Annotated in this window: 12 protein-coding genes; 2 read left to right on the top strand and 10 right to left on the bottom strand. The window is 58.5% G+C overall.

Going from position 1 to position 14,396, the window contains the following annotated elements:
- Nucleotides 1-3: 3 nt before the first annotated feature.
- From ACMYSP_RS00425 to adhP, 6 genes are all read right to left on the bottom strand, one after another.
- Nucleotides 4-993 carry a putative FMN-dependent luciferase-like monooxygenase gene (locus ACMYSP_RS00425; RefSeq protein ID WP_434584892.1) on the bottom strand — a complete coding sequence of 330 codons (990 nt, stop codon included), beginning with the start codon at nt 991-993 and terminating at the stop codon, nt 4-6.
- Nucleotides 990-2,594 carry a dipeptide ABC transporter ATP-binding protein gene (locus ACMYSP_RS00420; protein WP_434584891.1) on the bottom strand — a complete coding sequence of 535 codons (1,605 nt, stop codon included), beginning with the start codon at nt 2,592-2,594 and terminating at the stop codon, nt 990-992. Before ACMYSP_RS00420 ends, ACMYSP_RS00425 begins: the two co-directional genes overlap by 4 nt.
- Entirely contained in the window at nt 2,591-3,442 is an 852-nt protein-coding gene (locus ACMYSP_RS00415; RefSeq protein WP_434584889.1) for an ABC transporter permease, read from the bottom strand. The genes ACMYSP_RS00420 and ACMYSP_RS00415 overlap by 4 nt, the downstream gene beginning before the upstream one ends.
- A complete protein-coding gene (locus ACMYSP_RS00410) occupies nt 3,439-4,383 on the bottom strand; it encodes an ABC transporter permease (protein ID WP_434584888.1) in 945 nt (314 codons plus the stop codon). The genes ACMYSP_RS00415 and ACMYSP_RS00410 overlap by 4 nt, the downstream gene beginning before the upstream one ends.
- A 10-nt stretch (nt 4,384-4,393) precedes the next feature.
- Nucleotides 4,394-6,016, bottom strand: a complete 1,623-nt coding sequence (locus tag ACMYSP_RS00405; protein ID WP_434584887.1) for a TIGR04028 family ABC transporter substrate-binding protein — start codon at nt 6,014-6,016, stop codon at nt 4,394-4,396.
- Nucleotides 6,017-6,197: 181 nt separating this feature from the next.
- Entirely contained in the window at nt 6,198-7,208 is a 1,011-nt protein-coding gene (gene adhP, locus ACMYSP_RS00400; RefSeq protein WP_434584886.1) for an alcohol dehydrogenase AdhP, read from the bottom strand.
- Between the two features lie 256 nt (nt 7,209-7,464).
- On the opposite strand from adhP, the gene ACMYSP_RS00395 reads away from it, so the two are divergent.
- Both ACMYSP_RS00395 and ACMYSP_RS00390 read left to right on the top strand, forming a co-directional pair.
- The gene (locus ACMYSP_RS00395; protein WP_434584885.1) at nt 7,465-8,064 is read left to right on the top strand and encodes an inorganic diphosphatase; all 600 of its coding nucleotides are present in this window, start codon (nt 7,465-7,467) and stop codon (nt 8,062-8,064) included.
- 201 nt (nt 8,065-8,265) lie between these two features.
- The gene (locus ACMYSP_RS00390; RefSeq protein WP_434584884.1) at nt 8,266-9,246 is read left to right on the top strand and encodes a bifunctional helix-turn-helix transcriptional regulator/GNAT family N-acetyltransferase; all 981 of its coding nucleotides are present in this window, start codon (nt 8,266-8,268) and stop codon (nt 9,244-9,246) included.
- 23 nt (nt 9,247-9,269) lie between these two features.
- Here the strand turns inward: ACMYSP_RS00390 and ACMYSP_RS00385 are convergent, their stop codons facing one another.
- The 4 genes from ACMYSP_RS00385 to ACMYSP_RS00370 form a co-directional block, all read right to left on the bottom strand.
- Nucleotides 9,270-10,985, bottom strand: coding sequence for an ABC-F family ATP-binding cassette domain-containing protein (locus tag ACMYSP_RS00385; protein ID WP_434584882.1), 1,716 nt, complete (start codon nt 10,983-10,985; stop codon nt 9,270-9,272).
- 353 nt (nt 10,986-11,338) lie between these two features.
- Nucleotides 11,339-13,036: an NAD-dependent malic enzyme gene (locus ACMYSP_RS00380; RefSeq protein WP_174508716.1), complete on the bottom strand. Its 1,698-nt coding sequence runs from the start codon at nt 13,034-13,036 to the stop codon at nt 11,339-11,341.
- A 173-nt stretch (nt 13,037-13,209) separates the two neighbouring features.
- The gene (sra, locus tag ACMYSP_RS00375; protein WP_123754269.1) at nt 13,210-13,350 is read right to left on the bottom strand and encodes a stationary-phase-induced ribosome-associated protein; all 141 of its coding nucleotides are present in this window, start codon (nt 13,348-13,350) and stop codon (nt 13,210-13,212) included.
- Between the two features lie 175 nt (nt 13,351-13,525).
- Nucleotides 13,526-14,164 (bottom strand): LysE family translocator, encoded by a 639-nt coding sequence (locus tag ACMYSP_RS00370; RefSeq protein WP_434584881.1) that lies wholly within the window; start codon nt 14,162-14,164, stop codon nt 13,526-13,528.
- Between the last annotated feature and the right edge of the window lie 232 nt (nt 14,165-14,396).

Here is a 14,396-nt window from a genome sequence, read left to right as displayed (position 1 = left end):
CTCCTACCTTAGTTGCGGGGCGATATGCTGAGCGATCAGCTCAATGGAACGCAGGGTGTCGCGGTGCGATGGCTCAACGGAGTGCACCTGGAACGAAATATCGGTTACGCGAGCCAGGACACTGTCCTGTGCCAGCGATGCCTGAACATGGTCGACATCACCGACGTGGGCGTCGAACTGTGACAGATGTTCTGTGACAGTGTCACCAATGACCTGGTGGCCCGCAGCGCGATGGGCCGCCGCCTGCTGGCGCAATCCCGGTTCGGCGACCTGCAGGGCGTAGTCCTGGCTGTCGGCCACAAAGGCGGTGCGCGAGGCGAGGATCCGCGGCGCGATACCGGCGGGCAGCGCCGCAAGATAGGCATCGATCAGCGGATTCTGGATCGCATCCAACGTTAAGTCCGGCTGTCCGGGCGGGCGTGGCTGGGTCCGGGAGAGCATCAAACCGTGACCTGCCTTGCCGGCACGAACGGCGCCGTCTACAGAAAAGGTAGCTATCCAGATCCGTTGTGCCAGCTGTGGTGCGGGCGGATAGAGATGATTATCGGGATGGGCGAGAGAGTCGCCGCGCCAGGCGCTGAGGATTTGATGCAGGTTATCGGCAAAGGCCGCCCCGCGCTGTTCGCTGGTTAAGCCGAATGGCAGAAATGAGGTTGGCGTACCGCCGGAACCAAAACCAATTTCAAGGCGCCCGTCGGCTAATAAATCCAGCACCGCCGCGTCCTCGGCGACCCGCAGCGCATTTTCCATCGGTAGCGTAATAATGGCGGTGCCCAGACGGATCCGTTCGGTCTGTGCCGCAACATGGGCGAGAAAAACCAGCGGTGAAGGCAGGCCACCTTCCTGTTCGTGGAAGTGGTGCTGCGCCACCCACGCGCTGTCAAAACCGAGGCGCTCGGCGTGACGAATCTGCTCGGTTGCCAGCCGGTAGCGCGCTTGCGGGGTGGCATGGTCCAGCAGGCGGGTGAAAAAACCCAGGCGTTTACGCGTCATGCGATCTCCTTGCTGAGGGTGGATACGTGTGGAATGGCGGCGATGAGCTCGCGGGTATAGTCGTGCTGGGGCTGGCTGAACAGGCGGCTGACCTCGCCGGATTCCACCACCTGACCGGCGCGCAGCACCGTGACGCTCTGGGCGATGCGGCGTACCGTCGCCAGGTCGTGGGTGATAAACAGGTAGCTCAGCCCCAGCTGTTGTTGTAATTGCTGAAGCAGGGCGAGGATCTGCGCCTGCACCGTGACGTCCAGCGCCGACGTCGCTTCATCGAGGACCAGAATCGTCGGCTCCAGCACCAGCGCACGGGCAATGGCCACCCGCTGGCGCTGGCCGCCGGAGAGTTCGCGGGCGGTTCGCGTCAGCAGTTCCGGAGCCAGCGCGACCCGGGCGGCAACCGCCTCGACCCGGGCTCGGCGAAGCGCCGGCGGCAGCGGCTCAAAATTCTTCAGCGGTTCTTCGATAATCGCAAACAGCGTCTGGCGCGGGTCGAGCGAGGCGAACGGGTTCTGATAGACGAACTGAATTTTGCGTCGTAGCTGACGCTGCGCCTCGCGGCTTAAATGACCGGCGTCGATCCCGTCAATGGCGATGTGACCGCTGTCGGCGTGCTCAAAACCCAGCAGGATCCGCGCCAGCGTGGTTTTGCCGGAACCGGATTCGCCCACCAGGGCGTGAGTCGTACCGCGTGTGACCACGAAGCTGACCGCATCCAGCGCCTGCAGCTGTCCGTTCCCGAGCGCAAAACGTTTACTGATATCAACAGCGCGGATCGCCGGGGTGCCCAGCGTATGGCGGCCCTTCGCGCCGGTGGTCAACCGTTCGCCCTGCAGGTCGCTCAACAGCTGGCGAGTGTAGGCGTGCTGCGGGGTGCGTACCACATCCGTCGTCAGCCCTTGTTCCTGAATTTCCCCGTGGCGAAAGACCAGCAGTCGGTCGGCGCGCTGGGCCGCCAGCGCCAGATCGTGGGTGACAAACAGCACCGCCGTCCCGGACTCCCGGCGCAGGGCATCAAGCAGGTCGAGAATGCGCTTTTGTACGGTCACATCCAGGGCGCTGGTCGGTTCATCGGCAATAATCAAATCCGGTTTAAGGGCCACGGCGATGGCGATTAACACCCGTTGCTTCATGCCGCCGGAGAGCTGGTGCGGATACTGATTGAAGCGTTGTTCGGGGTGACTGAGGCCAACTTTCGTTAACAGCGCCAGAACCTGCTGTTTGCGCTCGGCGGCGCTGGTTTTCTGATGCAGACTCAGAATTTCAGCGACCTGTGTCCCGATGGTTTGTACCGGGTTCAGGGCATTACCGGGGTCCTGCGGGATCAGGCTGATACGCGCGCCGCGCAGGCTATCGAGCCGCTTGCCTGACCAGCGGCTGATATCCTCGCCGTTGATCTCAATGCGCCCGCTGTCGCGCCGGGCGTTGTCTGCCAGCAGGCCGATAATCGCCTGGGCGGTGGTGGTTTTACCGGAACCGGATTCACCGACCAGGGCCAGCATTTCGCCGGGGTTGAGGGTGAAGCTGACGTTATGCACCACTTCCTGCCAGCGTTGGTGTGAACGGTAGCTGATGCGCAGATTTTCCACGCGTAATACGTTCATGGGCGTTCTCCGGTGAATTGACGGCTGATGCGGTTTGCCGCCAGTACCACGGCGATCACCGCCACGCCGGGGAAGGTGGTCAGCCACCAGGCGGTTGACAGATAGTTCCGTCCTTCGGCAATCAGCAGGCCCCATTCCGGCACAGGCGGTGGCGTGCCGTAGCCGAGAAAGCTCAGGGTGGAGAGGGCGAGGATCGCCTGACCAAACTGCAGGGTCGCGAAGGCCAGCACGGCGGTCAGGGAGTTGGGCAAAATATGCCGCCAGAAGACGGCAAAGAAGGTGCCGCCGCTGCCGAAGGCCGCTTCGACGTAGTCGCTGTGGCGCACGCGGACCACTTCCGCGCGCGCCAGACGGGCAAAACTGGCCACGCTGGCGATCCCGACGGCCACCGCTGCGTTGACGGTACCGAAGCCAAGCAGAATGATCACCGTTAATGACAGCAGCAGCGATGGGATTGCCAGCAGCACGTCTACCAGGCGCATCACCAGCGATTCAACACGTCCGGCCGCAGCGCCGGCCAGGGTGCCGAGGGTCGTGCCGATCAGCAGCCCAATGGCGACCGCCGCCAGCGCGGCGGAAAGGGATTGCACCGCGCCGTAGACAATTCGCGTCCACAGGTCGCGCCCGAGCTGGTCAGTGCCCAGCCAGTGCGCCGCCTGCGGTGGCAGGCGCTGGGCACCTGCTATGCCCTCCAGCGGATTTCCGGTGCTGAACCACTGTGGTGCCAGCGCCATCAACAACGCAACGATCATCACGCTCCAGGCCAGCCATAATCCCGGACGCCAGCGTAGAGGCTGGCGGTGAGGCGCCCGTCGACGGGCGGCAGTGGCGTAATCAACAAGGCTCATATCGCCCCTCCGGTAACGGTGTTCAGACGAGGATCGAGCAGCGGCATCAGCAGATCCACCAACAGGTTAATCAATACAAAGGCGAGGGCGGAAATCATCACCACCGCCTGTAGCACGGCAATATCCTGATTGTTGACCGCCTGCTGGGTCAGTTGACCGAGGCCGCCGCGGCCAAATACGGTTTCGGTGATTAAGGCACCGGCAATCAGCTCTCCCAGCAGCAATCCGGCAATATTTAACACCGGCAGCAGGGCGTTGCCGGTGACATGTCGCCACAGGACGGCGGTTTCGCTCATTCCTTTGGCGCGGGCGACGGCGACAAACGGCAGGGCGGCTACCTGATCCATACTGCGCATCAGGATCTGCGCCAGCGGGGCTGAAATGGGCACCGCGACGGCGATAACCGGCAGAATCAACCCCTGCAACGGCCCCGGGTTGATCACCGGGATCCAACGCAACTGGAAGGAGAAGAGCTGAATCAGCGCGATGCCTAACCAGAAGGTCGGCAGCGAGATAAACAGCACCGGTAAGGATTGCAGGGCATTGCTCAGCCAGCGCAAACCCGGCAGGCGGGCGGCAAAGGCCAGACTAAATGCCAGCGCGATGGCGAGGATAAACGCCGGGACCGCCAGGCTCAGCGTATCCGGCAGGTTGCTGGCAAGCAGCGTGCTGACCGCAATCCCCGCCTGTAACGAATAGCCGAAATCCCCCTGCAACATCGCCGTTAAGGTGTGAAAATACTGGGTCCAGAGCGGGCTGTCGGCCCCGTAGGCCATGCGCATTTCGGCGATTTGTGCCGGGCTGAGGCCGAGATCCGGATTCTGGAACTTGATCAGCACCGCGTCACCCGGCAGCACCTGCAGCAGCACGAAGGAGAGGGTAAACGCCGCCCATAGCACCAGTAAACCGGAGCCGAGACGCCGCAGGAGATGGTAGCTCATTCGCGGCTCCTTAGTGCTTTTCCAGCCACGCGCCATAGAACGACGGGCGACCTACGGCTTCGAAACTGACACCTTGTACCCAGGGCGCACCGGCAAAGACCTGCGGCTCTTCAAAGATTGGGATCACGTAGGCGTTATCCAACAGATAGCGTTGGGCATCTCCGGTCAGCTGTAGCCGTTTTGGCGTATCGACTTCGGCGGAAATGGCGCTCAGCAGATCGTTGAGCTTATCGTCACGGAACTGTTGCACTTTGTCGCTGGAGCCACCCCGTTGCAGCAGGGCGTCGCGGTTGGCCGGGAAGAACATGCTTTTCACCACGTCCGGGTCCGCGCGGCCGACTTCCGAGACGGTCAGCGGGGTCTTCAGCGGGTCAAGATTATCGATAACCCGACTGCCGGCGTCGCCGGCTTTCACGCTCAGCGCGACGCCGACCTGACGCCACTGCTGGGCAATCAGCTGTAGCACCTCTTTGTTTTGCGGCTGCGGCAAAGATTCATAGACCGTCAGCGCCAGGCGCTGGCCCGCTTTCTCCCGGATGCCGTCGGCAGCCGGTTTCCAGCCAGCGTCATCAAGCAGTTGTCGGGATTTGGCCTGATCGAAGGTCAATTTGTCGCTGAGGTTAACGTAGCCCGCCGCCGTGCTGGCGAGCACCGAGGTCGCCTGCGGATAGTTAGCTGAGAACAGGGTATCGACCACCTGTCTGGCGTTGGTGGCGTGCAGTAACGCCTGACGCACGCGCAGGTCTGAAACCAGCGGGTTATCAGGGCGGAAGCTCAGGCTGTCGTTAACCCCGCGGGTTGGCGCGGCGTACACCCGCAGGCCCTGATCGGTGGTCTGTTTCTCATCGTAGGCCTGAACCTGACGGATAAAACCTGCCTGGCCCGCCAGCAAGGCGCCAATACGTACGCTGTCTTCCGGCGTGACGATAATGGTGATGCCGTCGAGGTTGGCTGGCCCTTGTTGCGCGAGGTTTTTCGGCCCCCACTGATAATCTTTGCGCGCAACCAGCGTCAGTTCGCGGCCCGGTTTTTCATCTTTGACCACAAAGGGCCCGGACCCAATGATATGGCGCGCATCGCCAAGCTCGTCGAAATTGCGCTGTAGGGTGCTAAGGGAAACCAGCCCGGAGCCGATAGTGGCGGTGCCCTGCAGGAAACCGGGTGACGGTTTTTTGAAGTAGAACCTGACCGTCAGCGGATCGATAACTTCACTGTGGTCATAATTGTTGATGACTTCAGAGACCGGCAGGCGCTGGGCCTTATTGCCGAGGCCGTAGGTATCGAAATTTTTGGCGACCGCGTTAGCGTCCAGCGGCGTGCCGTCGGAGAAGGTCACGCCGGGGCGCAGGGTAAAGGTATATTCGGTTTTGTCGGCGTTGGTGACCCAGCTTTGTGCGATCCACGGTTCGACTTCCAGGGTCTTCGGGTTTTGCCAGGTCAGCTTATCGGTTATCTGGTTCAGGATCCCGCCGTTGGGGTAGAAACCACCGGCTGGCGGATAGAGATTGGTATGCGGCTGTTGCTCCAGATAGACTAATGTTCCCCCTTTGACCGGTGTATCGGCGCCCCAGGCGGAAAAAGCAGCGGAGAAAATAAGGGCTGCCAACGCGGGCAGGCGAACACGGCTTTGCATGGTGAATTCCTTTGTTATCTATTGTGTTGCCATCATCAGGTGCGGCTAAAAACAAAGGAACCAAGGAATTGCGCTAAGCATTTGCGGAAAAGGCATTTGCCGTGCCGGGGAAAAATCTGCGGTGAGGTAGGAACGACGCTGTGGGGTAAAACGGCCCCTCCCGAAGGGAGAGGCGCGAGGATTAGCGGCGGAAGTCGATGACCATACGGCCGCGGATCTGTCCCTGTTCCATCTCTTTAAAGATAGCGTTGATATCGCCCAGCGGGCGCAGGGTCACTTTCGGTACCACTTTGCCTTCGGCGGCGAACTGGAAGGCTTCGGTCAGATCCTGACGGGTGCCGACCAGCGAACCAACCACTTCAATACCATCCAGTACCAGGCGCGGAATATTCAGGCTCATGGCTTCCGGCGGCAGGCCGACGGCGACCACGCGGCCACCGGCGCGTACCGCGTCAACGGCGGAGTTAAACGCCGCTTTGGCCACGGCGGTGACGACCGCAGCCTGCGCGCCACCGGTTTTTTCCTGAATGATCTTCGCCGCATCTTCATTGCGGGAGTTGATGGTCAGGTCTGCGCCCATCTCGGATGCCAGCGCCAGCTGCGCATCGTTAACGTCGATGGCGATAACTTTGGCATTAAACACGTTTTTCGCATACTGCAGCGCCAGGTTGCCGAGGCCGCCGAGGCCGTAGATTGCGATCCATTGGCCCGGTTTAATGTGGGACACTTTCACCGCTTTATAGGTGGTGACGCCCGCGCAGGTGATGCTGCTGGCGGCAGCAGAGTCGAGACCGTCCGGTACTTTGACAGCATAGTTAGCGGTCACGATGCACTCTTCGGCCATCCCGCCATCGACGCTGTAACCGGCATTTTTTACCGAGCGACACAGCGTTTCGTTGCCGCTGTTACAGTAATCACAGTGTCCACAGCCTTCGAAGAACCACGCCACGCTGGCACGGTCGCCTGGTTTCAGGGAGGTGACGCCTGGTCCTACCTGCTGAACCACCCCGACCCCTTCATGGCCGAGAATGATCCCGGTGGTATCGCCAAAATCGCCGTTTTTCACGTGCAGGTCGGTGTGGCACACGCCACAGCACTCCATTTTCAGCAAAGCCTCTCCGTGTTGCAGAGGGCGCAGTGTTTTTTCCGTTACATTGACCTGATGATCGTGGGTGACAACGGCTGCCTTCATATCTACTCCTTGAAATTTGAGGAAAAAATTGTGGTATTACCTAAGAATAATACTCATTAAGGATTAACCCATATGGCAAGGAATGCAAGTGAGGTAGTCAAATGTGTGGAGTTTGTCAGCACGGATAGTGAAAAAGATGGTTATATTCCGCTCGCATGGCTGTTAATAATGGTGAAACACAAATGTCATTATTCTTTCATGGCTTATCGGCACGCTGTCAGCGACAAATTTCTTATAACGACAGAGTGATACAACAATGCATCTGGTAAAAACCATCTTCAGCGCCGCACTTTTCCTGTCTGCTGCCGTTCAGGCTGACAACGTCCTTGATTTTCCACAGCCGGATAACAACCCGGAAGAGTTCTACGCGGTCACTGAGATCCCGACGGGTGGGATTATCAAGTACGAGACCGACGCCAAAACCGGTTTTATTATTGCCGACCGTTTCCAGTCAATGCCGGTAGCCTATCCGGCTAACTATGGTTCACTGACCCAGTCGCTGGCGGGGGATGGCGATCCGCTGGACGTGGTGTTCTACACCCGCGCACCGATGGCACCAGGGACGCTGATCAAACTGCGGGCCATCGGCGTGCTGAAAATGATCGATGGTGGGGAGAAGGACGATAAGATCATTGCGGTCCCGGCCAGTAAAATCGACCCGACCTACGACGATATCAAAAACATCAGCGACCTGCCGAAAATTGAGCAGGAACGCCTGCAGGCTTTTTTCCGCGTCTATAAGCAGTTACCGGATGGCCGCAAAAAAGTGGAGCTGAACGGTTTTAATGATGCTGACGTGGCGAAGCAGGAAATTAAACAGGCCTGGGATGCCTGGAAAGCCAAAAAAGCGCAATAAGATAAAAACAGGCGTCAGACGGCGCCTGTTAACCTCTCAATCTGCAAAGATTACCGCCTGCCATTTTTTCTCCTGACTCGTTGGCGATAAGCCAGCATTTCCCGCCAGTGCTGGGCCTGGCGTCATCAGGCCCGGCGGTTGACAGGGCAATATAAATAATGGTTGTATTGTGCAACTATCAATTGCCTTGCCACTACGCCAATGACCAATACACCGCTGATCGATGATATCCGCCGCGCGTCCCGCTTGATGGTTCGCGAACTCGGCTTTATGAATTCCACCCTTGCGGCAACCGAGTATTCACCCTCCGCCGTCCACACGTTGCTGGAAATCGCCGGACACGGGGCGATGACCGCCGCGCAGCTGGTACAGATTCTGGGCCTTGAGAAATCGAGCGTCAGCCGCATGCTATCGCGGCTACTGGCGGCGGGGGAAATCGAGGAGAAAACCGCCGATAACGATGCCCGCTATAAGCAGCTTGAGCTAACGGACAAGGGCCGGGCAACGGTGGTCAGGATCAACGAATACGGCGCGATGCGGGTGGTTGATGCGCTGGCGCATCTCGATGCCGAACAGCAGGCCAGCGTGGCGCAGGGGCTCAACGCCTACGCGCAGGCGCTGGCACAATGCCGCGACCGGCCGCTGCCGGAGGCGGGAAAGCGCATTGAGATCGTCACCGGCTATCATCCCGGGATGATTGGCCGTATCGCGCAGATGCACGGTGAGTACTACGCCCGGAACTATCAGTTTGGTCATTTTTTTGAGGGCAAAGTCGCCAGCGGCGTGGCGGAGTTTGCCCCACGGCTTAGCGCCGAGCGCAATCAAATCTGGCTGGCGCTACACAACGGCACTATTGTCGGCTCGGTGGCCATCGATGGTGAAGATCTCGGCGACAACCAGGCCCATCTGCGCTGGTTTATCCTTGATGACAGCTGCCGGGGCAGCGGCGTCGGACGGCGCCTGTTGGCGGAGGCCATGGCCTTCTGCGATCGCCACGCCTTTGCGGGGGTACAGCTATGGACCTTCAGCGGTCTGAACGCCGCGCGCAAGCTGTATGAATCCTTTGGATTTACGCTGTCTAAAGAGTGGCAGGGCGATCAGTGGGGGATGATGATGACCGAACAGCAGTTCAGCAGAATAACCCCTTCAATCGTTGCTGATGAAAAGCCGGCTAAGGGGTGACCTTAGCCGGCGGTCGTGCGGGATTATTGCAGTCTGGCATGAAGCGCTGCGATAGCCTCTCGCCATTGTGCCTGAAGCTGGGGCTTCTGGTGCTTCGGTTTGCGCGACAGATCTTCCGCCAGCCGTTGCTCCAGCACAATCAGCTGTTCCAGCAGCTTGTCCTCATCTTCAGCAGGCGCCGCGGGTGCCGTCGCGCTATCAACGTGCATGACGGGCTGGCGCGTCGTCTCGCGTAGCTGCGCGTAAATCTCGTCCGCGCTGTACCATTCGCTCAGTCCGTTTTCGTCAATCAACCAGAAGCGGTTACAGCTCTGGTCAATCAGCTGACGGTCGTGACTGACCAACAGCAGGCCGCCGGGATAGTCCCGCAGGCAGCCTGCCAGCGCCTCTTTACCTTCCATATCCAGATGGTTGGTCGGTTCATCCAGCAACAACAGACTGTAGCGAGCCAGCGACAGGCCGACAAACAGCAGCCGCGATCGCTCGCCGCCGCTGAGGGTACTGACCTTTTGTCCGTGACGACTCCAGCCAAATCCGGCGCCGATCAGCGCCCGTTTGCGGGATTCCGCGGCGGGTTCAAAAGGTTCCAGCGCCTCCAGCAAAGTGGCGGTATCCGGTAGCTGATGCAACGACTGGTCATAGTAGCCGGGCTTCAGCCGGGGATGCAGACAGAGTCCGTCAACCACAACCGTCTCCTGCATCTGCCGCCACAGCAGGCGCAGCAGCGACGATTTACCGCCGCCGTTACGCCCCATGATGGCCACCCGGTCGCCGCTGCGCAGGCGCGCGTGTTCGGCGGTGAACAGAGCAGGCAGGCCAGGGGCCGGAGCGACCGGGAGCTGGTAGATCTCAAGCAACCGGTCAGCGCGCAGGGCATCGCCGTTTAACGCCAGTCGCCACGGGGTGCCGCTGGTCAGTTCGGTCTGGCTCTCCTTCAGGCGGGTGACCTGCTTTTCCATCTGCTTGGCTTTGCGCGAGAGATCTTCGTTGTCATAGACCTGTCCCCAGGTCGCCAGCCGTTTGGCGCTGGCGCTGACGCGGTCAATTTCTCGTTGTTCAGCCTTATGACGCAGCGCGTCACTTTCATCCCGTTCCGCCAGCGCCTGACGGGCGGCGGTGCAGGGCAGAGAGAAGGCATGCAGGGTGTTGTCGCGCAGGATCCAACTGGTATTAGTTACAGCATCCAGTAAGAGGTTATCGTGCGACACCACAACGAAGCTCCCCTGCCAGGTTTGCAAGAAGCTTTCCAGCCACAGCAAGGTCGGGAGATCGAGATGGTTGCCCGGCTCGTCCAGCAGCAACAGGTCCGGTTGTTGAATCAACGCCCGGGCCAGCAGCAGGCGAGTATGCTGACCGCCGCTCAGCGTCGCGGCGCACTGGCTGAATTCCGCGGCGACAAACCCCATCTCCGCCAGCAGTCGTTCGGCCTGCCAGCGCTGGCGTTCGCGTTCGGCGGCGGGCAGGCGTGCCAGCACCACCTCAACCAGAGGATGTTGCAGCAGATCGGCGGCGATATGTTGTTCAACCCGCGCCAGCAGGCAATGGTGCGCCAGCGCCACGCTGCCGGAATTTGGCGTCATTGTGCCGTCCAGCACCTGTAGCAGGGTGCTTTTGCCACAACCGTTGTGGCCTATCAGGCCGATGCGGTCGCCTTTTTTCAGCGTAAAAGAGAGGTCGATGAAAAGCGGCCCGAATGCCGTTTCAACATGCAGGGATTGTGCGGTAAATAATGTACTCATCGTGAACTTACTCAAGAGTTACAGGCATAGAAATGCCTCGTCAAACATCGCTGACGATAACCCGGTAAGCCCGAGGGAAGGGAGTTAGTCTCTGGTGTCTTCGCTCAAGCCGAAGTTATCGCAGCACGATATCGATAACGCTTGAGCGGGTACGATGACCAAATGTCAGTGAAAAAGTCGATATTTCACGTAACAGCATGGGGTCCTCCTTATTTTATCCAGTAGGTTGATGGGTACAGGCAGTGTAGAACCCTTGCCGGGATTTGGCTAGCAACAAAAGATGGTGGGGGCGGGCACAAAAAAAGGGCCTGCAAGCAGGCCCGTTAGGCTTATCGAACGAGTTCAGCCAACAATCAGATCGAGGTCCGGCGGTAGTTACGGTACTCCGGCAGCCAGAAGTTATCGCTGATTGACTGCAGCAGCGCTTCGGCCGAGGTCTTGACCGCAACACCTTGCTCCTGGGCGACTTTCCCGACCGCAAAGGCGATGGCGCGCGAAACGGTCTGGATATCTTTCAGCTCCGGCAGCACCGGGCCTTCGCCGTTATTCACCAGCGGCGAGTGTTTTGCCAGGGTTTCGCTGGCGGCCATCAGCATATCTTCCGTGACCCTGGAAGCGCCCGAGGCAATAACCCCAAGACCGATACCCGGGAAGATATAGGAGTTGTTGCACTGGGCAATCACATACTGCTTGCCTTTCAGGGTGACCGGCGCAAACGGGCTGCCGGTGGCAACCAGCGCTTCGCCGTCGGTCCAGCTCAGGATGTTCTGCGGCGTCGCTTCCACCCGTGAAGTCGGGTTCGACAGCGGCATCACGATTGGACGCGGGCAGTGCTTATGCATCTCGCGAATAATCTCTTCGGTGAACAGGCCCGGTTGGCCAGACACGCCGATCAGAATATTTGGTTTGACGTTGCGCACCACATCGAGCAGGGACAGGACTTCGTTGGTGGTATCCCACTGCTGTAGGTTGTCGCGCTTTTGCACCAGCTTGCTCTGGAACGGCAGCAGATTAGGCATCGCGTCGGTCAGCAGGCCGAAACGGTCAACCATAAACACGCGCTGGCGTGCTTCTTCTTCGCTGAGTCCTTCACGCTGGATCTGCGCGATGATCTGCTCGGCGATACCGCAACCGGCAGAACCGGCGCCGAGGAAGACAATTTTCTGTTCGCTCAGCTGGCTTCCTGCGCCGCGGCTGGCGGCAATCAGCGTTCCGACGGTAACCGAGGCAGTACCCTGAATATCATCGTTGAATGAGCAAATTTCATTACGATAGCGGTTAAGCAGCGGCATGGCGTTCTTCTGCGCGAAATCTTCGAACTGCAGCAGTACGTCCGGCCAGCGGTGTTTAATCGCCTGGATCACGTCATCGACAAACTGGTAATAGTCGTCGTCGGTAATACGCGGATGACGCCAGCCCATATACAGCGGATCGTCGAGCAGCTGCTGGTTGTTGGTGCCGACATCCAGCACGATCGGCAGCGTATAGGCCGGGCTGATACCGCCGCAGGTGGTATACAGCGACAGTTTGCCGATTGGGATCCCCATCCCGCCAATACCCTGATCGCCAAGACCGAGGATACGTTCACCGTCGGTGACGACGATAACTTTGACGTTGTGGTTGGGGACGTTTTGCAGGATGTCGTCAAGGTTGTGGCGGTTCTGATAGGAGATGAACACCCCGCGTGAGCGGCGGTAGATCTCGGAGAAACGTTCACAGGCCGCGCCGACGGTCGGGGTATAGATAACCGGCATCATCTCGTCGAGATGGTTGCCAATCAGGCGGTAAAACAGCGTTTCGTTGGTGTCCTGAATGTTGCGCAGGTAAATGTGTTTATCGATCTCAGTTTTAAATCCCTGGTACTGGATCCAGGCACGTTCAGCTTGCTCTTCGATGGTCTCAACGACTTCTGGCAGCAGGCCCAGCAGGTTAAAGCTGCTGCGCTCTTCCATACTGAAGGCGCTACCTTTGTTGAGAAGAGGGAATTCGAGCAGAACGGGGCCAGCGTAAGGGATATACAGAGAACGGTTTTTCTTATGGGTGAATTGCATCGCACTAACTCCTTGATGTTCACTTCAGACCGGGCGCGGCGATAAGCGTGCGGGCTGGCAGGGAAAGCAGCGGGGCAGATTATAGAGCAGATGCTATCAAAGAGGGGGAATTGTGTTAAAAAAACACCATCCTGACGAAAGGACGGTGTTTTTATCATCACTCAGCTGAAGAGTTAGCCAGCGCGGCGTTTGCGTCCGGTGGCATGAGCATGGTTAATGGTGGTTTCACTCTCGCCGTCCAGCACCACTTTTTTCTGCTGGGAGAGCTTATAGTTCAGGCCGAGAAGATGACGTGCATGGTGGTTCGATTTCATTCTTACTCCTTAATCCACTTCTGTTTCAAGGACAAGCCCGGCGTTACCGGACGAAATGTAACCCTAAGAACGGCACCCGTTGGATACCGTGCTATCTATCGTGGTCTATTTTGGCGGCAATGGCAACCTCATCAGTCTGAATGTGGGCACCAACAGCCCAAAGGCAAACAGAGGCTCAGATATAGGGATGCAGGGCAGAAATGAGGAGACCTGCAGCAAAACACATGAACACCATCCCGCCGGTTTTATTGAGTTTGCGAAAGAGGTTACCGGAAGACATCTTCTTCTTTACCGAGTGCGCGAAAAGGGCGTAAAGAGAATGGATGGTCATTACCAGCAGGCAGAAGATCCCAGACAGCAGCGAAAACTGGGGAACAAAGGGCTGCTGCGGATTAATGAACTGGGGAAACAGCGCCATAAAGAAGACGATAGGCTTGGGATTGAGCAAGGAAACCAGCACTCCCTGGCGAAAGCGCTGAGTGGTGGACGGCGGGGTGACTGCCTCTGGCGTATTGGTGTGCTGGTTCAACACCCGCGGAGCGGAACGATATAATTTGATCCCAAGATAAATCAGGTAAGCGGCCCCGACGATCTTCACGGCCAACAAGGCGAAGGGTGACGTCGTAATGAGCACGCCGACACTGCTGGCCGCGATAATCGATATCACACCCATGCCAACGGCGACGCCGACGATCCCGGCCATGGCATTGCGAAGGTTATAATTAAGAGTGTTGGTCAGGGTGAGTAACACGCCCGGTCCAGGGCTGGCAATGGTCAGGCTGGCAATAAGAATATAAAACGCAATTTGTTGCATCTGGGATATCCTGTAAGTCAGCGAGCGCACCCGGCGTACAGCAAAACAGTACGCAAAACGGTCTGCGCTATCTCCTTCAGTTTCAGTGATATTTTACTTTATAGTCCCATTTAATTATTGTCATTAATTATTGCCGCGTTTTTAATATCAATTAAAAGAGCCGAAGCCGTCTTAATTAACCACAATAATATTATGGCTTCAGGTTCATCCAGCATCAGAATAACCTTGGCTT

The organism is Klebsiella sp. R390, from assembly GCF_051131745.1.
Classification (GTDB): domain Bacteria; phylum Pseudomonadota; class Gammaproteobacteria; order Enterobacterales; family Enterobacteriaceae; genus Klebsiella.
The sequence above is the reverse complement of the archived record's forward strand: the minus strand, read 5'-3'. Positions and strand labels throughout refer to the sequence as shown.

What these genes read in the sequence shown, in the direction of transcription:
- ACMYSP_RS00425 (WP_434584892.1), bottom strand. Translation starts at nt 993, where the DNA reads ATGACGCGTAAACGCCTGGGTTTTTTCACCCGCCTGCTGGACCATGCC.
- ACMYSP_RS00420 (WP_434584891.1), bottom strand. Translation starts at nt 2,594, where the DNA reads ATGAACGTATTACGCGTGGAAAATCTGCGCATCAGCTACCGTTCACAC.
- ACMYSP_RS00415 (WP_434584889.1), bottom strand. Translation starts at nt 3,442, where the DNA reads ATGAGCCTTGTTGATTACGCCACTGCCGCCCGTCGACGGGCGCCTCAC.
- ACMYSP_RS00410 (WP_434584888.1), bottom strand. Translation starts at nt 4,383, where the DNA reads ATGAGCTACCATCTCCTGCGGCGTCTCGGCTCCGGTTTACTGGTGCTA.
- ACMYSP_RS00405 (WP_434584887.1), bottom strand. Translation starts at nt 6,016, where the DNA reads ATGCAAAGCCGTGTTCGCCTGCCCGCGTTGGCAGCCCTTATTTTCTCC.
- adhP (WP_434584886.1), bottom strand. Translation starts at nt 7,208, where the DNA reads ATGAAGGCAGCCGTTGTCACCCACGATCATCAGGTCAATGTAACGGAA.
- ACMYSP_RS00395 (WP_434584885.1), top strand. Translation starts at nt 7,465, where the DNA reads ATGCATCTGGTAAAAACCATCTTCAGCGCCGCACTTTTCCTGTCTGCT.
- ACMYSP_RS00390 (WP_434584884.1), top strand. Translation starts at nt 8,266, where the DNA reads ATGACCAATACACCGCTGATCGATGATATCCGCCGCGCGTCCCGCTTG.
- ACMYSP_RS00385 (WP_434584882.1), bottom strand. Translation starts at nt 10,985, where the DNA reads ATGAGTACATTATTTACCGCACAATCCCTGCATGTTGAAACGGCATTC.
- ACMYSP_RS00380 (WP_174508716.1), bottom strand. Translation starts at nt 13,036, where the DNA reads ATGCAATTCACCCATAAGAAAAACCGTTCTCTGTATATCCCTTACGCT.
- sra (WP_123754269.1), bottom strand. Translation starts at nt 13,350, where the DNA reads ATGAAATCGAACCACCATGCACGTCATCTTCTCGGCCTGAACTATAAG.
- ACMYSP_RS00370 (WP_434584881.1), bottom strand. Translation starts at nt 14,164, where the DNA reads ATGCAACAAATTGCGTTTTATATTCTTATTGCCAGCCTGACCATTGCC.